This is a genomic window from Butyricimonas faecalis (assembly GCF_003991565.1).
Classification (GTDB): Bacteria; Bacteroidota; Bacteroidia; order Bacteroidales; family Marinifilaceae; genus Butyricimonas; species Butyricimonas faecalis.
Map to the genome: position 1 here is coordinate 554,860 of NZ_CP032819.1, position 22,627 is coordinate 577,486.

The following is a 22,627-nucleotide window of genomic DNA, read 5'->3' on the forward strand; positions in this document are numbered from 1 at the left end:
ACAAAATAGCGCATCTAAGCCATAGTTATCAATGTGTAATTTGGAAAAAATAGTCGAAAAATGCAGAAAGGGGGACAGAAAAGCGGGAGAACAACTTTACCACATGTTCTCGGCTAAAATGTTTGCCGTATGCATTCAATATTCCAAATCACGCGAAGAGGCTGAAGATAATTTGCAGGATGGTTTCATTAAAGTGTTGGAGTCAATTAGCCAATACAAAGGAAAGGGCTCTTTCGAAGGTTGGATGAAACGCATTTTTATCAACACGGCGTTAGAGAAATTCAGAAAAAAACGATCCATTCAAGTTGTCGAAGAAGTTCCGGAAGTGGTGGACGAAGATGATGTTGATGACGACGTGAACATTCCTCCCGAGGTGTTGTTCGAGTTTGTCAATCAATTACCGGAGAAATACCGGCTGGTCTTCAACTTGTATGTCATGGAAGGCATGCAACACAAGGAGATCGCGGCATTATTAGGTATATCCGACGGGACGTCAAAATCCAACCTGGCACGGGCGAAGGAAATTTTGAAAAGGAAGATAAATGCATATATGAGAGATGAGTGAGAAGATTGAGAAATTATTTAAAAACGCTTTGGAACAGGTTTCCGTTGAACCTCCAGCACGAGTGTGGGAAGGCATAAACTCCCATTTCGCGATGAAGCAAAAACGTCTGAGGCGAATGTACACGTATAGCGGTATTGCTGCTGCCGTAATATTGCTATTCGGGGTGGGATTTTTCATGCAAAGTAAACAGACGGACCTCTATCCTACCGCGTCTATTGCAGCTCAAAACTCGACTATTAACAATCAGGATGATAATAAGATACTGGCATTTACTTCTACCCCTCATTCAATTCCGGAAATAAAAAGAAAAAACGAAGCTTATTCCATGGAACATCTAGCCCCGGTCCCGGTTTCCACTTCCTCTATGACCGGTCTGGAAAACGAGCAGCCGGAGGGTGATTTGAAAAAAGCCTCCGTTCGTACGGCATTTATCCCTTTGGTAAATCAAAACGCGATAGAAAATCAACGCAAGTACGCGGAACTTCTGGATGGAAAAAGTACAACCGCGGTAAAGACAACGCCTAAAGCAAAAGACGAAGACGATAAAATGTTTACCGTGGGAGGATATGTCTCCCCCGGATATTCATCCGGCAGTTATAAAACAAGCGGCTCCAATGCTCGTTCGGCTCAATATGAAAGCAATCAAATGAGTGGTATTTTCAATGTAGGTGGAGGGTTGACTTTCGCTGTTAAACCTACGAAGCGCATCTCCATTGAAACCGGTTTGGGGTATTCCCGCGTGGGACAAAAGACGGACGACGCACAAGTTTATGTACCTCGTTCAGGCATGGTATCCTATAATGCCAACACGCATGCATATACCCCACTTGGTAGCGTGAAAAACAAAGCTAATGCAACCGTTTCTTCTCCCGAGAGTTTTGTTTCCTTAAAAACGGAACAAGATGAAGAGGGAAGTATTGAACAACAATTCGATGCCATCGAGATACCTCTAATCTTTCGTTATCATTTAAATGATAATAGAGTAAGATTTAGCGTGTTAGGTGGATTTGGCGCTAGTTTTATGGTACGTAATCACACGTACGTGAATTACAACGGGAAGAAAGAATTTATGGGAGAAGCCGAAGATATCAGAACGTTTAACATCAGCACGAATATCGGTTTCGGTGTCGAGTATCCCCTTTCGAAATCAATTCACCTAAAAGTAGAACCGGGATTCAAATATTATTTGCAATCTTTGAGCAAGAGCGCGGAAATTAATTTTAAACCCTACTCGTTCACGTTCTCCACGGGAATAGGGATTAATTTCTAATTGTATTTTCGGTTTAATATTTCGCTGGAAATGATTGCCTGACGAATATCGAAATCAAAATATTCGGGAGTCGTTTCATTTAGTTGCTCGTTATACTCTTCCTCTTCTTTAACAAGTGTTGTTTCTTTCTTACCCCGTCCTCTCCTCGCTTGTTGCAGTTGTTCGAGCATGGCATAACGTTCTTCATCCGTTTTACCGAAATTATCCATGTTTATTTCTCTTTTTCCCCTTTCCATGAGTTCATCAGGGGCTGATACGGGAGCAAAAACGGGTTCGGGAGGCATGGCTTGCGGTTCTTGTGAAATCACGATAATCTCATCATCCACATCATCATGCTCTTCTTCCGGAAAATTTAAATCGGGGGATGCATTCTTTGCTTTCTTCTCCTTGGCAGCCTTAAACCACCCAATCGCACTGGCCCCTAATGTCAGCAGCAAGTAAATAATTAAATCAACTCCGTTATCGTTCATAATATCAAGAAATAAGTTATTTCGAAACCGTTATTATTACCCAATGATTTATCAAATATACTGCTTTTTTGAACACGGGAAAACGATCGCAAGAAAAATATTACACGAAACGCCTTTTTATATAAAAAAATAATATTCTTTTTTTACCTTTGCCTGCAAGTAATATTACGTTTGGAACTATAAAATTAAATATCCGGATGAGAACGAAAAGAGCATTAATCAGTGTATTTGACAAAAGTGGGATTGTTGATTTTGCTAAATCGCTAAATTCTATGGGTTGGGAGATTATTTCTACCGGAGGAACCTCTAAAAAACTGAAAGAAGAGGGACTACAGGTGAAAGACATCTCAGATTTAACCCAATTCCCCGAGTGTTTTGACGGAAGAGTGAAAACCCTTCACCCGAATGTTGAGGGAGGTATTTTAGCGATCAGAGACAACGAGAAGCATAAGCAACAGATGGCCGAATTAGGAATTGAACCTATTGATATGGTCGTTTGTAATCTATATCCTTTCAAGGAAACCATTCTTAAAGCAGGTGTTTCACACGAGGAGATCATCGAGAATATCGATATTGGCGGGCCGACAATGATTCGGGCAGCCGCGAAGAATTATCCTTTCGTGACCGTGATTACAGATCCGGAAGATTACACGAAAGTTATCGAGGAAATTCAAGTTCATGGAGATACTTCTCTTGAGACGAAAGAGTTATTGGCAGCTAAAGTATTTATTCATACTTCACACTATGATGCTCTAATAGCCAACTATTTCTCCAAGCGATTGAATATTCAATCGCCGAAGACCCTGACGTTAACCTTCGAAAAGAAACAAGATCTTCGTTACGGGGAAAATCCTCACCAGTCAGCTACTTTCTATACTCAAATCCAGGAGACCGAGGGCACGTTGACGGGGGCGATCCAGTTGCATGGAAAAGAATTGTCATATAATAATATAGGTGATACCGACGGGGCTTTAGAAGCGTTGAAAGAGTTTGATGAGCCGACGGTAGTAGCAGCAAAGCATGCCAATCCGTGTGGAGTGGCTAGCGCCGCTACTCTCGCGGAAGCCTTTAAGAAAGCTTACGAGGCCGATCCCGTTTCTATTTTCGGGGGAATTGTTGCGGTAAACCGGGAAGTAGACAAGGCAACGGCAGAGATCATGTCTCCTATTTTCTTGGAAGTGATCGTGGCGCCCTCTTTCTCGGAAGAAGCTTTGGCGATTCTGACCAAAAAGAAAAATCTGAGATTATTACAATTATCCAATATTAGCAAAAGAGATTACACTTCACCCAAGGCAAAAACCGTATTGGGTGGTCTGTTGATTCAAGATATGGACCAGCAGTTGCTTGACGGTGAATTGAAATACGTTACCCAGCGTCGTCCTTCGGAGAAAGAGCTGGAAGATTTGTTGTTTGCATTAAAGGTTGTAAAGCATACTAAATCTAATGCCATCGCAATTGCAAAAGATAAATGCACCACGGGGGTTGGTCCCGGACAAGTAAGTCGAATCTGGGCGTTGGAAAATGCTATTCGTCAAGGCGGGGATCGGATTGCAGGGAGCGTGATGGCATCGGATGCTTTCTTCCCCTTTGCAGATTGTGTTGAGGCTGCTCATAAAGCAGGTATCACCGCGATCATTCAACCGGGCGGATCTATCCATGATCAGGATTCGATTGATGCGGCCAACAAGTATAATATTGCGATGATTTTTACTGGAATGAGACACTTCAAACATTAATTGATTATGGGTTTGTTTTCTTTTTTAACACAAGATATAGCGATCGACTTGGGAACGGCTAACACGATCATTATCATGAATGACAAGATGGTTGTGAACGAGCCGTCCATCGTTGCCGTGGATAAAAAAACAGAGAAAGTAATTGCTATTGGTGAGAGAGCTCGCCAAATGCAGGGTAAGACACACGAGTATATAAAGACGATTCGCCCGTTGAGGGATGGTGTGATCGCGGATTTTAACGCTGCCGAGCAGATGATTCGCGGTATGATCAAAATGGCTAACGGGAAGAGCAAGTTCTTCTCTCCTTCCTTGCGAATCGTGGTTTGTATACCTTCCGGAAGTACCGAAGTTGAATTACGTGCCGTACGCGACTCAGCCGAACATGCCGGGGGGCGCGATGTCTATATGATATACGAACCGATGGCTGCCGCTTTGGGTATCGGCTTGGACGTGGAAGCACCGGAGGGTAACATGATCGTGGATATAGGTGGTGGTACCACGGAGATCGCCGTGATCTCTTTGGGGGGTATCGTTACGAATAAGTCCATCCGTATCGCGGGTGATGACTTGACGGATGATATTCAGGAATACATGAGACATCAACACAATATAAAGATTGGAGAACGTACGGCAGAAGAAATTAAAATTCACGTGGGATCGGCTTTATCCGAATTGGATGAACCTCCTGCCGACTTCGTGGTACAGGGACCGAATCAGATGACCTCTCTTCCGGTTGAAGTTCCAGTTTCCTATCAAGAAATTGCCCATTGTATTGAAAAATCCATTTCTAAAATTGAAATTGCCATCTTGGCAGCTCTGGAGCAAACTCCTCCCGAGTTGTATGCGGATATTGTAAACAAAGGCATATACCTGGCAGGTGGTGGTGCGTTGTTACGCGGGTTAGATAAACGTCTGACCGACAAGTTGAATATACCATTCCATATTGCTGAAGATCCGTTGCGTGCCGTGGCCAGAGGTACGGGAATTGCATTAAAGAACGTGGATAAGTTCTCATTCCTTATAAGATAGTGATGTGAAAGAGATTATAAAACTGATATTAAAATATCATTTTACTATTATTTTTATATTACTGGAAATCGTAAGTTTCTCTCTGATTATTCGTCATAACGAATATCAGAGAGCCATTTTCTCGGAAAGCGCTTCTACCCTATTCGGGAATATCTCGTCAACGATCACGAGCATAAAAGATTATTTCCGTTTAAAAGAGATAAATGAATCTTTAGCCAAGGAAAATATCCTGCTCAAAAATCGTTTGGAAGCGTATGAGTTTTTACAGGATACGATTATCCAGAGAACGGTTGTAGAAGGTAGTATACCTGTTTACGAGTATATCGGGGCAAAACAGGTCAACGCAACATATAACCGGACGAAAAATTACATCACATTAAATCGAGGACGGAAAAACGGTCTTCAGAAAGAAATGGCCGTTTGTACCCCGGAAGGGATCGTGGGACTTATTCAGGATTTAAGTGACCATTTTGCCGTGGTCATTCCCTTGATTAACGTGGATGCCCGGATTTCTGCCAAAATAAAAAAGAATAACTATTACGGTTCCTTGCAATGGGACGGTAATGATTATGCCTACTCCTATTTAAATGATATTCCCTATCACGTGGAGGTAAATGCCGGAGACACCATTGTCACTTCCGGTCTTTCAAAAATCTTCCCGGAAGGAATTGTCGTGGGATACGTAGAATCCGTTGACAAGGTAACTGCGAATTTTTTAAAGATAAAGGTCAAGCTGGCTGTTGATTTTAAACGCATAAACCATGTTTATGTCATATTGAATAACAAGAAAAACGAGCAAACAAGTTTAGAAGCCATAAACTATCATGAATAATATAAACTATTTCATTCATTTGTTGATACTATTTTTGTTACAAATTGTAATCGTGGATAATATCCACCTTGGCTCCTATTTCTATTTGAATATTTATATTCTGGCTCTCTATATCTTACCTTACAAGGTGAAAGGTATACCATTATTGTTATTCGGTTTCTTTTTAGGTTTAATCATGGACTTGGCTGATAACACGGTAGGCATTCATGCTGCCGCGTCTACTTTCATCGCTTACATCCGTCCCCGTTTATTACAACTCACCTCTACCCGGGAAGAAATAGACGACACGCATGGTGAACAAGGTTTGACGGATGTCAGGTGGTTTTTGAAATACACGTTTGTTTCCACCCTGTTATTCAATATCATACTGATTTTTGCAGAAGCCTTTACTTTTAATGATATTCTGATCTCGATTATCCGGATTATTTTAAGTACCTTTATCTCAATGTTATTCATGTTACTCTACTATTTCATCGGAATTAAGAAAGTGCAGCAATGAAAGCGTGATTTTAATCGATTAATGAATTCTTGAAATGAATAAATTCGGGTATAGACAAGGAATTATATCAGGGATTATTGTCACAGTATGTGTCGTGTACCTCCTGCGATTGTTTACCTATCAAGTGGTGTCCGATAAATATAAAATTATGGCCGAGAATAATTCTCAACGGACGGAAACCGAATATCCGGCACGAGGATTAATATATGATCGGAATAACAAACTTTTGGTTGATAATCAAGCGGCATACGATTTAATGGTTATTCCTAACCAGGTAAAAGCATTCGATACGTTGGAATTAATTTCCATTTTGGATATAACGAAAGAATCTTTGCAAAAAAGGATGCAGGATTGTCGGGATTACGCGAAGTTCAAACCTTCCATTTTGGTTTCACAGATCCCCGGAAATAAATATGCCATTCTTCAAGAAAAGCTTTATCGTTATCCGGGTTTTTACATACAAACCAGAACATTACGAAAGTATAATGTCAATCATTCTGCCGATGTTTTCGGCTATATCGGAGAGGTCAATTCCGAGCAGCTGAAAGATCCCTATTATGCACAAGGGGATTATATCGGGATCAGTGGCCTGGAAAAAACATACGAGAAACACCTGCGCGGTACCAAGGGAAAGCGTGTTGTTCTTGTTGACAATAAAAACCGGGTGAAGGGTTCGTTTGCTGATGGAGAATATGATGAAGACGCCATTGTCGGTGAAAATCTATACACGACTTTGGATGTCGATTTGCAGGAATATGCTTACGAGCTCATGCAGAACAAAAAGGGCGGGATCGTGGCTATTGAACCTTCCACGGGAGAGATATTGGTCAAGATGTCCAGTCCCGGTTATGATCCGCAACTGATGGTCGGTTTGGATCGGGGTAAAAATTATTCCAAATTGCTTAATGATCCGCTAAAACCCCTGTTCGACAGAACGACGATGGCACAATATCCCCCGGGATCCATTTTCAAAACCGTTCAGGCTTTGATTGGTTTGGAAACAAAGGCCATTTCCTTGCAAACGCAATGTACTTGTAGTGGAGGAGCTTATATCGTGGGAGGAAAATTTATGAAGTGTCACCATCATAGTTCTCCCGTGAATTTACTTCAATCCATTGAAAATTCCTGTAACCCTTATTACGCTAATGTTTTTAAAAGAATCCTGGAATTACCGGAATATCGAACGGTGCGAAATGCTTACGGGGAATGGCGGAAGTACGTGATGTCTTTCGGATTTGGCAATAAAATATGCCCGGATTTTTCCAATGAAGTGTCCGGTTCCATTCCTACACAGGAATATTACGACAACGTGTTTAAAACACAAAAATGGTACCCTTCTTACATGATTTCCCTTTCTATCGGTCAGGGTGAATTGATGATTACGCCGATTCAGATGGCAAACTTAGCCACGATTCTGGCTAACCGGGGGTACTATATTACACCCCATATTGTCAGGTCAATAAACGACTCGACTTCTAGCCAGATAGAAAAGCATGTTATCCCTATTGCCCGGAAACATTTTGACCCTATCGTGGAAGGAATGCAAATGGTTATCAAGGAAGGAACCGGACGTCGGGCTCAGATAGACTCGATTACCATAGCCGGAAAGACAGGTACCGTGCAAAATCCACATGGTGACGATCACTCCGTGTTTATCGCTTTTGCCCCGGTAGAAAATCCTAAAATCGCGTTGATTGTATATGTTGAAAACGGGGTTTGGGGATCACGTTACGCGGCCCCGATTGCCGGTTTGTTGATAGAGAAATATTTGAAAGGGAAAATATCCGACAGAAAGAAACCTCTTGAAAAAGAGATGTTTCAAGGAAGTCTGATCCATAATACAACCAGTAAAGTAAAAGAAACGAGCAATGAATAGCAGATCTAATAACTTACTTGCCAATATAGATTGGGTATCCATTCTATTATACCTGTTGCTTGTATTCATCGGGTGGTTAAATATTTACGCGGCAGTATATGATGAAAATCATAGCAGTATTTTTGATATTTCGCAGAAATATGGAAAACAGTTGGTTTGGATCGGGGCAGCTTTCGTGCTTGCCTTCCTCGTTCTACTCACGGATAGTAAATTCTTTACCACGTTTTCGATGGTCATTTACGGCATCATGATATTTTTATTGATTGCCGTTTTATTTTTGGGAACAGAAACAAAGGGTGCCCGTTCATGGTTTGAAATCGGGGATTTCCGCATTCAACCGGCTGAGTTTGCCAAGTTTGCAACCAATTTGGCCATAGCTTACGTCATGAGCCGTCATAATTTTAAGGTGATGCGATTTTCCAGTCTTCTGACCATCGGGTTAATTTTGGCTCTTCCCGCGGGATTGATTATCTTACAGAATGACACGGGATCCGCTCTCGTGTACAGTAGTTTTATCCTTGTGCTTTTTCGGGAAGGGTTACATGGTTCTATCCTATTGCTTTGTTTCGTGGCGGCGGCGATATTTGTCATGGCGTTGCTGTATTCTCCTTTCACGGTATTGCTCGTTATCATCGGGGGTTCTTTGATTGCCTTTTATTATTATCGACACGATATTCGGGAATTATTCCAAATCATCTTGTTCATCGGGTGTGGTTTTGGGCTTTTTGCCTTGATAAAATGGATTTTCAATCTGTCGATTTCCGATTATTACATGCTACTAATTGTTTACGTGATTACAAGTATAACCGCTATATATCCGATATATAAACGGAAGATGAAAAATATGATTCCCTTGTTGTTGATTTCGTGGTTGTGTGTAGGGGCTGCTCCTTCCGTGAATTATGTTTTTGATCATCTTCAATCCCATCAACAGGATCGTATCAATGAATTGCTGGGGATAAAAGTCGACCCCAAGGGAACCGGGTATAATGTCACGCAATCCAAAATTGCAATAGGTTCCGGGGGGTTGTTAGGTAAGGGATTTTTACAAGGGACGCAGACAAAATTGAACTTCGTTCCGGAGCAAAGTACAGACTTTATTTTCTGCACCGTTGGCGAAGAATGGGGTTTTATGGGAAGTATGATCGTCGTCGCACTTTTAACGGCGTTTATTTTACGAATTATCAAGTTGGCAGAACGTCAACGCTCCAGTTTTTCCCGAATATATGGTTATGGCGTAGCCTCTATCCTATTCTTCCATGTAGCAGTCAATATTGGAATGACCATCGGGATGGTACCTGTTATCGGTATCCCCCTTCCTTTCTTTAGTTACGGGGGGTCATCACTATGGTCTTTTACCATTCTTATATTTATATTTTTGAGATTGGATGCCAATCGTTTACAAGTCTTTAGATAATAAATAAACTTTCTGAACGCTTTCCTTGTGGATTTTCAAGGATTTTAATACATTCGTTCCCAAATGAATTAAACACGAGAAGATGAAAACATTAATTATAAACATAAAGCAACTTGTTCAAGTTGAGGAAGAACCGCGCAAATGGGTTGCCGGTGCCGATATGGCAAAACTGGGTATCATTGACGATGCTTATCTTCTGATTAACGAAGATAAAATAGAGGCTTTCGGTAAAATGAGCGAATTGAATCAAGATTCAATTTATGAGGGTACAGATACGGTGAAAGAAATAGATGCCAAAGGCCGTTTGGTTCTCCCCGCCTACTGTGATTCACACACACACTTGGTATATGCCGGAAGTCGGGAAATAGAGTATATTGACAAAATCAAAGGTTTATCATACGAGGAAATTGCCAAAAGAGGGGGTGGTATTTTGAATTCCGCCGAACGTATCCGGAAGGCATCAGAAGAAGAGTTATACGATTCTGCCTATGGTCGTTTACAAGAAATCGCCTCTCTCGGAACGGGAGCGGTGGAAATCAAGAGTGGCTACGGGTTGGACACGGAGAGCGAACTCAAAATGTTGCGTGTGATTAAAAGACTAAGTCAAGAAACACCTTTAACCATAAAGTCAACTTTCTTGGGAGCGCATGCCGTGCCGGTAGAGTACAAGGGACGGCAGACGGAATACGTGGATTTGATTATCAATGAAATGATTCCGGCTGTTGCTGCCGAAGATTTGGCAGATTATATAGACGTGTTCTGTGATAAAGGATTCTTCACGGTGGAAGACACGGACAGGATGTTGAATGCCGGAATGAAATACGGATTGCGTGCGAAGATACATGCGAACGAATTGGATTACTCGGGTGGTATTCAAGTCGGGGTAAAATACAATGCTCTTTCCGTGGATCATCTTGAATATGTCGGGGATGAAGAAATCGCTGCCTTGCAAGGTAGCGAGACCATGCCGACCGTGTTGCCGGGAGCTGCTTTCTTTTTGAATATGCCTTATTCTCCGGTTCGCAAAATGATCAATGCCGGACTTCCAGTTGCTTTGGCTTCGGATTTTAATCCTGGCTCCTCACCTTCCGGAAATATGAAATTCGTGATGTCTCTCGGATGTGTGAATTATAAAATGTTACCGGAAGAAGTCATTAACGCAACCACGATCAACTCGGCATACGCCATGGGTGTAGAGGAAGAGTTGGGTAGTATCGCCGTGGGTAAAAAAGCGAATTTCTATGTAACAACTCCGATTACAGGAATAGAGTATCTTCCCTATGCTTATGGGACTGATTTAGTTGAAGCAGTATTTTTAAACGGAGAACAAATTTAAGGAAGCGATGCCCTATTCACATTACAAAAAGGTATGGATCCGGAAAGCGTACCGGATAAGATATCCTTAGATTTGGGATTTTAGATTTTAAATTTTAGATTTAAAATCGTACGTTGATTTTTTATTTTGTCAATTATTAAAATTAATATATATGAAAAAGTTAATCGAATGCGTTCCGAATTTTAGTGAAGGGAACGATATGCACATTATAGATCAGATTACAGCAGAAATTAAGGCTGTTGAAGGAGTTAGTCTTATTGACGTGGATCCGGGAAAAGCAACGAATCGTACGGTGGTTACCATGGTTGGTACTCCGGAAGAAGTATGCGAGGCTGCTTTCCGTGCCGTAAAGAAAGCCTCCGAATTGATTGATATGAAAAAACACAAGGGTGCGCATCCCCGTTTTGGAGCTACTGACGTTTGTCCTTTGGTTCCGGTTTCAAACATCACGATGGAAGAAACCGTGGAGTACGCTCGTGCTTTGGCAAAACGTATCGGGGAAGAATTGAATATTCCGGTATATTGCTATGAAAGTGCGGCTTTTGTCCCGGAAAGAAAGAATTTGGCTACTTGCCGTGCCGGAGAGTATGAAGCTCTTGGAGAGCGTTTGAGCAGTGAACAATGGCATCCCGATTTCGGGCCTCGCGAGTTGAACGAGTGGACGGCTAAAACCGGAGCCACTGCCGTGGGAGCCCGTAATTTCTTGGTAGCTTATAACGTGAACCTAAATACCACCTCTACCCGTCGTGCCAATGCAATCGCTTTTGACGTACGCGAAAGAGGAAGAGCTAAAAGAGAAGGAAATCCTATTACCGGAAAGATCGTGAAAGACGCAAACGGTAAGAATGTGATGATTCCGGGAACCTTGAAATCTGTAAAAGCTATTGGTTGGTATATCGAAGAATACGGAATTGCACAAATCTCCATGAACTTAACAGATATTTCCGTGACTTCTATGCATGAGGCTTTTGACGAAGTATGTCGTAAAGCACAGGATCGCGGAATCCGGGTAACTGGTTCTGAGTTAGTGGGTGTAATTCCATTGAAAGCTATGTTGGATGCCGGACGTTATTTCTTGCACAAACAACAACGCTCTACCGGAGTATCAGATAAGGAATTGATCAAGATTGCCGTGAAATCTTTAGGTTTGGATGAGTTGTACCCGTTCGAACCCAGAAAGAAGATCATCGAGTATATTTTGGAAGACGAGATGAATCAAGGTAAAAAATTCCTGATTGACATGAATCTTCGTGAGTTTGCCGATGAAACGGCATCAGAGTCTCCGGCTCCCGGTGGTGGTTCTATTTCAGCATACATGGGAGCTCTTGCTTCTTCACTGGCCACGATGGTTGCTAACTTGTCTTCACACAAACGCGGTTGGGATGATCGTTGGGAAGAATTTAGTAATTGGGCTGAAAGAGGAAAAGCTTATCAAGTTGAATTAATCAAAATGGTTGACGAGGATACTAACGCTTTCAATCGTATTATGGATGCCTTCGGATTACCGAAGAAAACGGAAGAAGAAAAAGTTGCTCGTCACCAAGCCATTCAAGAGGCAACCAAGTTCGCTACTGAAGTACCGTTCAAAACGATGATGCTTTGCTACGAATGTATGGAAGTGGTGAAAGCCATGGCCGAGATCGGTAACCCGAATTCTGTAACAGATGCCGGAGTTGGTGCTTTGGCCGCTCGTTCCGGAGTAATCGGTGCTTTCTTGAACGTGAAGATTAATGCTACCGGATTGGATAATAAAGAATACGCTAACGATGTTATTTCCAGAGCTGAAAAAGTGGTTGAAATGGCCAAACAAATGGAAACGGATATCTTGAATATAGTGAATTCAAAAATCTAACGATTTATTCATAAACTACCTTCCCTAACTCCTCCTAACACAGGGTGATCGCTTGGTAATCAGCCCTTCCCCTGTGTAAGGGGGAGTTGGTGGGGGTAGTTTAAAAATGGTAACTCCACGTCACGGATGGTACAAACGGAAGTAAACTCCAACTTCGGGTAGTTACCCCTTCTCTCGTTTGTTTGTGGTATATGATAGAAGGATTCTTACGGGCATACAAATTATAAATGCCAAATACCCATGAACTCCCTTTCCCTTTTCGATTGTCCAGAACATATGATATATCCAAATGATGATAGGTTGGCATTCGAAAATTATTCGGACGTTCAATATATTCCCGGTATTGCATGTTGTCTGCATCGGTTTGAGAACTTTCCGGCATGGGAGCCGCATGATAGAATTGTTTCCCTATCGAGATATAATTCCCGGTGGCAAGGGTAAAGTTCATTGAAAATGATTTGTTAAACTTACATTTTTCTTTTATGGGGATCGTGTAATTGGTCGTTATGTTCAACTTATGCCGACGATCGTATTCAAACGGAAACCATTCCCCATTATTTACATGATCAAAACGACGTTCTGATTTTGACCACGAATAGGAAAACCACCCCGTCAAGGCTCCGGCAGTTTTCTTTAGCATAAGATCTATTCCATAAGCTCGTCCTTTACCCATGTCCACATAATCCTGCCAGCTTCTGTCTTTCGTTTTAAGAAAAAGAATACCATCTTGGTAACGCACCACGTGGTTCATCCGGTGGAAATAGCCTTCGATTGAAAAATTCCAGGTATTTGCAAAGGCATAAAAGCAAGCTATTGAGAATAAGTCTGAAGATGCAGGAGCTACCCGCTGGGTAACAGGAACCCACAAATCGGTATTCATACCCATCGAATTGCTCGTCAATAGATGCTGCGATTGTTGCATCCTTGCCCATGAGGTTTTTAATAATAGGCTCTCTCCCATCCGGTACGAAATAGAGAGACGAGGTTGCAGGGAATAGTAACTGGCGTTAGGCACTGCCAGTAAACTAAAACGCACTCCGGCATCCAAGCTCCAACGATCATTCGGTTGCCAATGATCTTCCAGATAAGCTTCTATCGAATATACATTACCAGTGGTTGTGTCTCTCACGTGTTCATTCAAGTTTACACTACCGATATATGACATTTCCGGGGCAAAGTATTTCATAGAGCAAACCGTTCCGAATCGGGTGCGGTGCTTCTCCCCGATAGAAATTTCCGAATCGGTTTTCAAGGTCCAGTCCCGTAATCGAGAAGTTGTCTTCGATTGTTCCCGTTGAGAGGCGTTCTCGTTATATACCGTCATGATTTGGCTATTATTGAATTGACTATAATACAAGGTGATATTAGAGAAAAAAGTCGGGCTGAAAAGATGATTCCAACGCCCCGAAACACTTAGATTTCCCCAGTAAAATTGGAAACGGTCTGCATGTATGGAACCCTTTACTTTCCATGTTGCAAAACGAGAATCACGGCTATTGTACATGCTTATATACAGTCGATTATGTGGATTTATTTCCCAATTTACTTTAGCATTCAAATCATAAAAGTTATAACCGGTGGAAAAATCATTCCCGGCGATCTTTTGTCCCGCCCATAGTAAACCGTCCAACCAAGTTCTTCTTCCCGATATGAGGAACGAAGCCTTATCTTTTTTCAGTGGTCCTTCTACAACCGCGGATCCTGCTACCGGACTAACATGAATGTCGCCTGAATATTTTTTGCGATTCCCTTCCCGCATGGTCAATTCCAGCACGGAGGACAAGCTACCTCCGTAACGAGCGGGAAGATCACCCGTGTAGAGCGTGACATCTTGCAGGGCATCCCCATTAAAAGCGGAAAAATACCCGTAAGCGTGATTCACGTTATACACGGGAAGACCATCCAGTAAAAATTGCGTGTTGTCGGGACTACCACCCCTTACGCTAAAACCGGTTAACCCTTCCTGACCGGGATTCACTCCGGGGAGAAAATGAAGGGATTTCAACACGTCAGCCTCCCCTAGGACCGCAGGCATTCGTTTCACCCTATCCAAAGATAAGGAATGTTTTCCCACGGCAGATGAAAAAGCATTCTTTTTCTCCACAACCAACACTTCTTCCAGGTAATTTCCGGGAAACAAGGAGATGATAATCAACGTATCTGTTTTTAGGTTAATCGTAGATTCCACACGGGTAAATCCCACGTGACTTACAGATAAATGGTTCTCGCCGCGAGGCAACGAGAGTGAAAAGAATCCATATCGGTTACAGGTTATTCCCCGCCCGCTTTTCGTTTCAACGATCGTGGCATTTACCAATCGTTCTCCTGTTGTCTTGTTCTCAATATACCCGCTTAACGTCACGTTTTGTGCGAAAGAAGTAAATACTACTCCATTCAGAATACTGAATATAAAGAAAATACGCTTCATCTTATCACTCCTTCCGTTTCGTGAATACTTGAATGAATACATCTTCATATTTTGAATAAGAGGCCACCAGCCCGGTTCCCCCGTGTATGTTAGAATAAGTCCATAAAGGAGCATAAAACAGGGGTTCTGAATCCATTGCCGATAAATAATCGTCGTTCACAATCGACGATTTCAAATAACGATCATAATTTTCATCAAGACTCAGTATAAAACGGGTACTTTTATAGCATCCCGTGTCCGGTTCCCAGTAATAATACCCCGAACGCCGTCCTTTGTAGCTTAACTCGATCTCCTTTCCCGACAAACCGCTATCCTCTACTCTTAAATAGTAATCGTATTCCGCCGGGATTTCTTCATCAAAGTCAAAACTGCGGTTAAAGGCATCTGGCAATGTACTATTTGTTCTAAGATACGCCAAGAGTTTAGTATGCAAGGTGTCCGGAACTCCATTCTGAGAAGAATGGGTGGAAGACAGCCAATAATAGTTTTTTTCTTCTTCCCGATCAGTCCATCGATTGATAATCCGTTCCTGCAGGCTGTCACATTCTATACTAGCATTCAACAAGGGTGCCGGTACTCTGGTTTCCCCCCAAACAAGCGATTTGCCCGGAATGTCTACTTCTATCCGGTAAACTTTGGTTGCCTCCACGTGGTGGACTATGGTATACCATCCCTCTTTTCGGTAGTGGCATTCTCCCACGAAATGATCGTCCTGATATAATTTAACCAAAGCATTTGCCTCTACAGGAAAATCGCCTTGTTCGTAGACGTTTTTTGTCCAAGTGACCCGAACCCGAACCGTATCGTTACCAGCCATTAAAATACTATTTACAACCGGAACGGGAGATTGGGCGTTTAAATCAAGGTGCAATTTTTGCTCACATCCGTTTAATAATAATTCCCATGTTAACAACACGAGGAATATTCCGACAACTTCTTTTTTCATGTATTGAATCTTTTAAGTTTTCTACTCTTAAGAGTCAATAAACAGAAAAACCCCTATTCTATTTTTTCATTTTTGTGACTTTGCCCGAAAATCCATGATTATTTCACGAGTAAAACAACTCCCTACTACACCGAGCCCGCCTTCTACGTTGGAATACACTTGAATGGGTTCCTTGTACATATCCGGTTGTTTCTCGTGAAGTCCCAGAGTATACAGATAATCAAACAAAGGCTTGTCCATCCGAAGGATCTTTACACGTAAACGATGATATTCTTTTTCCACGAATCGAATCGTGTCTTTATTCTCAATCGCCCACGCATTCCTCTCGTAAGAATAGGGATAAGTTATACTTGCCTGAAGAATCTGTTTCTTTCCCCGGAAAGTTTTATTTGTAAATACCTGATAAGGATTAGTATTTATCTCTTTCCCCCAAATCGTTGACACGATTTCTTTCGATAATAATTCGTCTCCCGAAAGATCAACATCATAAGTGTACGTTATGGAAGAATCTATTTTTACATGCCCATTCCTCCGGAAGCTCCCACGGTAAAAGGTTTCATTCTCAACTACTAACCTGTAATAATTCTCTGTATCTCCTTGATCTTTCATGCCGATACGCAATTGAAGCATATTCCAGTTTCGGGAAGTATCCAATTCAATTTCCGGAAACGGGCTACATACAATGGTTGAACCCGTTGCGTCCTCTAATCCCGTACACGAAACTTTTATCGTGATCTTATCTCCCACTTTAGGACGAATATCTGACAAATACCTGTTATTGCCTATCGGCCGTAATTCTCCGGAATAAAGATCGTTCACGTATACTTGGCATCTTATATTTGATGTAGAATCAAGCTCCGTGTTATCTGTATATGTCCTTGATTTCGAGATTTCAGCATATAGTAACGAATCCGCTTCCGCGTAAGCATAGATAACCAACCGACTTTCAGGTACTTTTCCTCGAAAATCGTATTCCTCGGAACGATTACACCCGCAGTAGAAGAAACAAACTGATAAAATAAAAATCACTATTCTCATAACTTTAAAAAGTAAACGTGTAAGAAAAAGAGGGAATAATCGGGAAAAGCCAATCGTTACTAAAATATTGGCGTTCTTCCCGTCCTCTGTATTTCGTGTCAAAATCGGGACTTAACCCAACCGTGTTCCACCTGCAATAAGCATTATATAAATTAATACTCCACGTGGAAGTCCCGTGTCGGCGACGGCGATGAAAATTGAATCCCAAATCCAACCGATGATAATCGGGAGTCTTCACGTTATTGCGTTTTTCAATATGAAATATAACATCCGTTTGCCCGTCCCCTTTTTCTCCGGGCAAGGCAACCGGACTATCATATCTTTCTAATGGTTGCGTCGTATAGAATCCGTTATTAAAAGTCCAAGTTGCACTAATATCAAAAAAATCGCTGAACTTATGTAGCAGAACCAGGTTAAGAATATGACGACTATCATATTTTGCCGGGAAATGGTGTCCTTGATTTATCGAACCATCCGAGAACCAACGATAGGCGTGCGAGAGCGTGTAATTTATCCATCCGCTTGTGTTTCCTCCTTTTTTTTGAAGCATCCATTCCAAGCCAAAAGAGCGACCATTCCCGAAATGAACATTCTCTTTCCAATCCAAATATTCCGGGGTGATATCCATTCCGTGATAATCATCCACCAAATTAGCCTGTGTTTTATAAAACCCTTCCATGGAAAAATGCCATTGCGCACGCGGGTGATAGTAAATGCCCAAAACACATTGATGTGATTTCATCGGTTTCACCTCGTCACTAACCGGAACCCACAAATCGGTAGGCATATTCAACATACTGCTTCCCAGCTGATGAATATATTGCGACATAAGCGTGTAAGAAGCCTTCGCTGCCCAACGGGTATTCCAATTATATTGCATGGAAAAACGAGGCTCCAAAGAGAAATAATTTGTATTGCCAACGTGAAATAATGTACCCCTGAGTCCGGGATGTATGGTCCATTTTTCTTTTATAGCAATTTCATCTTCAACATAAAGAGCCACGTCATGAGCATATTCTTTATAATTTACCTGTTTTTCAAAAATTTGCTCCATATCTTTCACTTTATTTAAAGTTATTCGTTTTTCCGGCACGTAAACATGATAAATATAATGTCCTCCAAAATATAAACGATTCCAATGATTCAAGGCATAAGTGAAATCACTTTTCATTCTCCATTCCTTCTGACCTGATTTAAAATGGATTTTCTTTAATTGGACGGTATCACCGAGAGATGTTTCATGTCGATATCTTTTATTCATGGAGGCACGATATTGATTATAAGAAAATACGGTGTTCATATACAAATTCGGAGAAATCATTTTATCCCATCGTAAACCGATTCCCCAATTTCCCCAAGCACTACGCATATCATCCCGTACACGATCTGGATTCATAAAATAAGAATCCTTTTCGTTCTTTTTATATTTCAAATGATCGTTCCCATAGAAAAAAATAAAAGAAATTGTATTCTGTTTCGAGAATAGACGGGTCAGCTTGATATTTATATCCGAGAAATTATACCCAATCTTTTCTTTACTATCACTCGTGTTGTTTATTGCAGCATAAATAGGAGCTCCAATTAAATCGATGTAAGTCCTTCTAGCTGTGATATGAAACGAACTACGATTTCTTTCAATAGGACCTTCAATATTAAAGTTACTAGACAAAAGACCAATAGAAAAACTACCATGATATTCTTGTAAATTTCCCTCTTTCAATCGTACATCCATGATGGAAGAAAGATGTCCACCATAACGAGCGGGAAAACTTGATTTGTAGAAATTTACGTTTTTCACGGCATCGGAATTGAATACCGAGAAAAATCCTAATAAATGATTCGCGTTATACAAAGGAATGTCATCTATCAGAAATTGATTTTCATCTCGATTTCCCCCTCGAACCTGTATCCCGGCTATTCCTTCCATGCCTACCCGCACCCCGGGAAATAGTTGAACTGCTTTCAGAAGGTCACTTTCTCCTAAAAGTTTTGGGATCATAGTTGCAGTAAAGATCGGGAATTCCACTTGTCCCGGTTGCGAGTTCTTTACCCATCCGGGAATATAGGGTTGAACCACAACAATTTCATCCAAGTTCAACATGGGCTGTAATTCGACATGAAGCACGGTATCCGATTTCAAATAGAATTGACATGAAGCACTTTGATACCCCACGTAGGAATAATTTAAACATACTTCTCCTTCCGGTACGATTAACGTGTAGAACCCGTAATTGTTGGTAGCAGCGCCCACGTGCAATCGAGAATCATAAACGGAGGCTCCAATCAGTCTTTCCCGAGATTCTTTGTCATATATTCTTCCATAAACAATGAAAAAACGTTTCCCTTGTTTTAAAATGATATATCTTCCTAATTTCTCCCAAGAGATATTTGATGATTTAAACAAAAAGTTTAACACCTGTTCAAGATTAGCCTGTTTTATAGATATTTTATTTGATGATAATTGATGTAAAATAGAAGGTGAATATGAAAATATATATCCTGTCTGTTGCTCAATTTTTTCCAACACTTCTTCCACGGGAGTTTCACGAAATGTAAATGAAAAAACTTCTTGAGCATTTCCCCTCACGATACAAAAAATCAACAAGATAAGTATAAGTCTGGCACGCATTCTTAAATTGTTAATTGAATACCTAAAGTTCTGTTAATGATGTCGATCGCTTCTTTTAGTGAAACATCTTTAAAAACAACAGTTATCCGAAGTGTCGCATAATCAGCAGGTAGTGTTACATGACTACCATAGTATTCATTCAGTATTTCAATGACTTCAGATAGAGGTGCATTATCAAATTTGAGGATTTGCATTTCACCTTTATCTTCTTTCGTGAAGATCATTAATTCTCCTTGCTTTTTTCCATACACAACAGACATTCCAGTCTCAAGTACACTTTTTTGTTTTTTATCTTGGGTAGTAATTTTCACCCGCCCTTTTTCTACAGATACTTCTGCTCGAAGTTTTTCTGCAATAACTTGAAAGGAAGTACCTAATACTTCTACTTGAATTAAAGATGTTTCCACGATAAAAGGTTTTACCGTGTCTTGTTTTACTTGGAAGAATGCCTCTCCCCGTAAGGAAAGCTCTCGATTTGTCTTTCCGAATTGAGAATTGTAAGCCAAACGACTATCTCCGTTTAGCGTTACTCGGGAACTATCCGGCAAATAAAATACGTTTGTTTCCCCAATTCGAGATAATAATATCGTTTCTTGAAGTGACGATCTATTCCAAAACCATAATACTCCAAATGATAAAACCATGATGGATGCAGTCACCTGTAAAATTCGCAAGTGTTGTTTCTTCGCAGGGAATTTTATTTTTTGTATGGCCTGTCGAGAATCGAAAAATCCATATTTATAACGTTTCGAACCAAGTTCTATGCGGCGCTTGATTTGTTGAAATTCTCGTTGATGATCTTCACTTTCTTCTAACCATTGTCCGACTTTTTGTTCTTCTTTTGTGTTTGCCTCACCAAGAATATATTTTGCTAGTAATTCATTTTTCATACTTTTGATATTTATGAGGTTATTTTACCCGAAGAAAAATAAATAGATTTTTATTGCCTTATCTCTTAATGTCTTCAATGCCTTTCCCATTTGTCCCTCAACAGTTTTAATCGAAATATTCAGTTGAATGGCAATCTCCCTATATTTCATGCCTTGCTGTTTTGCCATCAAAAATATATTCCGTCGTTCGGTAGGCAAAGCATCTATCCAGTCCCAAACTAAAGCCTCCTCCTCTACCGATATGGATAAGGCCTTCTCGTCTGTCAGATACATTGCGCTTTCCACGGAAACTTTTTCTTGATTCTTTTTTGCATATTTCACCGCCCGATTCCGCACCACCGTGTATAAATACCCCTTCATATCTCCCACTTCCAAACTTCCAGCAATCGCCTTTTCCAACAATTCCACGAAAATCTGTTGTACAATATCCTCCGAATCCTCGTATGATTCGGTTATATTTAGTGCATATAGACATAACGGTCTATACATCCACTGAAAATATTTTTCTAATATGCGAGAATTGACGAACATGATTTCTTATTTTACATGGTGGCAAATCGATATCAAAAATAACAAAATAAATACGAAGTAGTAATATTTTTTTTCAAGATATTACTACCCTTATTCCATTTTGCCAATAGTTATTGCATCTGTTTTCCTGCAATCTACTATAATAACCCTTGTTCTTTTTTCAATTTACCATCTTTTATTCTATATAGTATCATCGGGCGCATATTGTGTTTAACAGATATACTTTCAAAGTTATATATTGAACTATTTAATAGCATGTCTTTACTATAAAAACCCGTTCCGATATCATCTTTGTCAAGAATTGCGACAAAATAATTATTTACTAGTAATACTCCTTTATATCCCGTATAACTACCAGTATGTTTATTATAATATGAAATCAGTATCATAGTATCTCTTTCCAATGAGGTACTATTCACATCTTCATAAGAAAATTTTATTGTAAAACAAACGTTTTTACTAGAAACAGTATCTATTTTTGTTGTAACAAACTGAATCCATGACTTCACTTCCCGTGTTAAATCTCTATTTAATAATTCTATATATTCTCCATATTCTCCATATTCATCCCTCGGAATGACCATATTTTGCCTTCTCTTTTTGATATCTTTACAACATACGAATAGTAAAACTATTAAAAATAATGCCATTCTATTCATTATTTTCTTAGGTATTAAATTGTCAAATAATAACTTGTTCACTCTTCTCTGTATAAGACATACTTATCTTTTTTAAACCATATTTACGAAAATGTTTATTGTATTCTTTTATTTCCTCTGCAGTTGTCAATCTATTTATAACAACAACAACATCTTTGAATTTTTTTAATGGTTCACTTACTGCATCTTTAGGAGCATATATTATTAATCTCCCACCTGACTCTATTTTATAAAAAATTTCAGACGTATAAAATATATAGTCCATATTCTTGTCTGGAACTGTTTTTTCTCTCTCTGATAATGTTATTTCATCATGATTTCCAGAGATACCCCAAGACTTTGCATTCACAAATATTTTCTTATCCATATCATCAAAACTTAATATCATTTTAACCTCACGGGTCATTTTTAAGTTTTGAGAAGAGTTATAACAATAGAATAATAATCCTATAATTAATACTATTATGCCAATAAAAATTATTCTCATTTTCATATTATCACAAATTTCAACCCATTTTACTTATTATCACATCACGAATTTCCAATTTCATCCCGTCAGCAAGGTAACTATATCTCTTTCAACAAATTTAAACAATTATATTCTAATTTCAAAGCCTTCCGACA

The 22,627-nt window shown here is 40.2% G+C and carries 19 protein-coding genes; 10 read left to right on the forward strand and 9 right to left on the reverse strand.

Annotation, left to right across the window (positions count from 1 at the left end; genetic code table 11):
- Positions 1–31: 31 nt before the first annotated feature.
- A complete protein-coding gene (locus D8S85_RS02305) occupies positions 32–565 on the forward strand; it encodes an RNA polymerase sigma factor (RefSeq protein WP_106624617.1) in 534 nt (177 codons plus the stop codon).
- A complete protein-coding gene (locus D8S85_RS02310; protein WP_106624618.1) occupies positions 558–1,835 on the forward strand; it encodes an outer membrane beta-barrel protein in 1,278 nt (425 codons plus the stop codon). Before D8S85_RS02305 ends, D8S85_RS02310 begins: the two co-directional genes overlap by 8 nt.
- Here D8S85_RS02310 and D8S85_RS02315 read toward each other — a convergent pair.
- Entirely contained in the window at positions 1,832–2,305 is a 474-nt protein-coding gene (locus D8S85_RS02315) for a hypothetical protein (RefSeq protein ID WP_106624619.1), read from the reverse strand. The genes D8S85_RS02310 and D8S85_RS02315 overlap by 4 nt on opposite strands.
- Positions 2,306–2,502: 197 nt before the next feature.
- On the opposite strand from D8S85_RS02315, the gene purH reads away from it, so the two are divergent.
- The 8 genes from purH to ftcD all read left to right on the forward strand — a co-directional run bounded on the left by purH (position 2,503) and on the right by ftcD (position 12,882).
- Positions 2,503–4,041, forward strand: coding sequence for a bifunctional phosphoribosylaminoimidazolecarboxamide formyltransferase/IMP cyclohydrolase (gene purH, locus D8S85_RS02320; protein WP_106624620.1), 1,539 nt, complete (start codon positions 2,503–2,505; stop codon positions 4,039–4,041).
- 6 nt (positions 4,042–4,047) lie between these two features.
- Complete coding sequence (locus tag D8S85_RS02325; RefSeq protein WP_106624621.1) at positions 4,048–5,070, forward strand: rod shape-determining protein; 1,023 nt, start codon at positions 4,048–4,050, stop codon at positions 5,068–5,070.
- Positions 5,071–5,074: 4 nt separating this feature from the next.
- Positions 5,075–5,902, forward strand: a complete 828-nt coding sequence (gene mreC, locus D8S85_RS02330) for a rod shape-determining protein MreC (RefSeq protein ID WP_106624622.1) — start codon at positions 5,075–5,077, stop codon at positions 5,900–5,902.
- Positions 5,895–6,401, forward strand: coding sequence for a rod shape-determining protein MreD (mreD, locus tag D8S85_RS02335; protein WP_106624623.1), 507 nt, complete (start codon positions 5,895–5,897; stop codon positions 6,399–6,401). Before mreC ends, mreD begins: the two co-directional genes overlap by 8 nt.
- Positions 6,402–6,435: 34 nt before the next feature.
- A complete protein-coding gene (mrdA, locus tag D8S85_RS02340) occupies positions 6,436–8,277 on the forward strand; it encodes a penicillin-binding protein 2 (RefSeq protein ID WP_106624624.1) in 1,842 nt (613 codons plus the stop codon).
- Positions 8,270–9,694, forward strand: coding sequence for a rod shape-determining protein RodA (gene rodA, locus D8S85_RS02345; protein ID WP_106624625.1), 1,425 nt, complete (start codon positions 8,270–8,272; stop codon positions 9,692–9,694). The genes mrdA and rodA overlap by 8 nt, the downstream gene beginning before the upstream one ends.
- A gap of 82 nt (positions 9,695–9,776) precedes the next feature.
- Entirely contained in the window at positions 9,777–11,030 is a 1,254-nt protein-coding gene (gene hutI / locus D8S85_RS02350; protein WP_106624626.1) for an imidazolonepropionase, read from the forward strand.
- A gap of 151 nt (positions 11,031–11,181) precedes the next feature.
- The gene (ftcD, locus tag D8S85_RS02355; RefSeq protein ID WP_106624627.1) at positions 11,182–12,882 is read left to right on the forward strand and encodes a glutamate formimidoyltransferase; all 1,701 of its coding nucleotides are present in this window, start codon (positions 11,182–11,184) and stop codon (positions 12,880–12,882) included.
- A 100-nt stretch (positions 12,883–12,982) separates the two neighbouring features.
- On the opposite strand, the gene D8S85_RS02360 is transcribed toward ftcD, so the two are convergent.
- The 8 genes from D8S85_RS02360 to D8S85_RS02395 all read right to left on the reverse strand — a co-directional run bounded on the left by D8S85_RS02360 (position 12,983) and on the right by D8S85_RS02395 (position 22,496).
- Positions 12,983–15,358 carry a TonB-dependent receptor gene (locus D8S85_RS02360; RefSeq protein WP_158641688.1) on the reverse strand — a complete coding sequence of 792 codons (2,376 nt, stop codon included), beginning with the start codon at positions 15,356–15,358 and terminating at the stop codon, positions 12,983–12,985.
- A complete protein-coding gene (locus D8S85_RS02365) occupies positions 15,315–16,256 on the reverse strand; it encodes a DUF4249 domain-containing protein (protein WP_106624629.1) in 942 nt (313 codons plus the stop codon). The genes D8S85_RS02360 and D8S85_RS02365 overlap by 44 nt, the downstream gene beginning before the upstream one ends.
- A gap of 66 nt (positions 16,257–16,322) precedes the next feature.
- Positions 16,323–17,294, reverse strand: coding sequence for a DUF4249 domain-containing protein (locus tag D8S85_RS02370; RefSeq protein ID WP_106624630.1), 972 nt, complete (start codon positions 17,292–17,294; stop codon positions 16,323–16,325).
- A 4-nt stretch (positions 17,295–17,298) separates the two neighbouring features.
- Complete coding sequence (locus D8S85_RS02375; RefSeq protein ID WP_106624631.1) at positions 17,299–19,923, reverse strand: TonB-dependent receptor domain-containing protein; 2,625 nt, start codon at positions 19,921–19,923, stop codon at positions 17,299–17,301.
- 2 nt (positions 19,924–19,925) lie between these two features.
- On the reverse strand, positions 19,926–20,813 hold the full coding sequence (locus tag D8S85_RS02380; RefSeq protein WP_106624632.1) for a FecR family protein: 888 nt from the start codon (positions 20,811–20,813) through the stop codon (positions 19,926–19,928).
- Between the two features lie 24 nt (positions 20,814–20,837).
- Positions 20,838–21,344 carry a sigma-70 family RNA polymerase sigma factor gene (locus tag D8S85_RS02385; protein WP_228423320.1) on the reverse strand — a complete coding sequence of 169 codons (507 nt, stop codon included), beginning with the start codon at positions 21,342–21,344 and terminating at the stop codon, positions 20,838–20,840.
- Positions 21,345–21,481: 137 nt separating this feature from the next.
- On the reverse strand, positions 21,482–21,994 hold the full coding sequence (locus tag D8S85_RS02390; RefSeq protein WP_106624634.1) for a hypothetical protein: 513 nt from the start codon (positions 21,992–21,994) through the stop codon (positions 21,482–21,484).
- 31 nt (positions 21,995–22,025) lie between these two features.
- On the reverse strand, positions 22,026–22,496 hold the full coding sequence (locus D8S85_RS02395) for a hypothetical protein (protein ID WP_106624635.1): 471 nt from the start codon (positions 22,494–22,496) through the stop codon (positions 22,026–22,028).
- Positions 22,497–22,627: the final 131 nt, after the last annotated feature.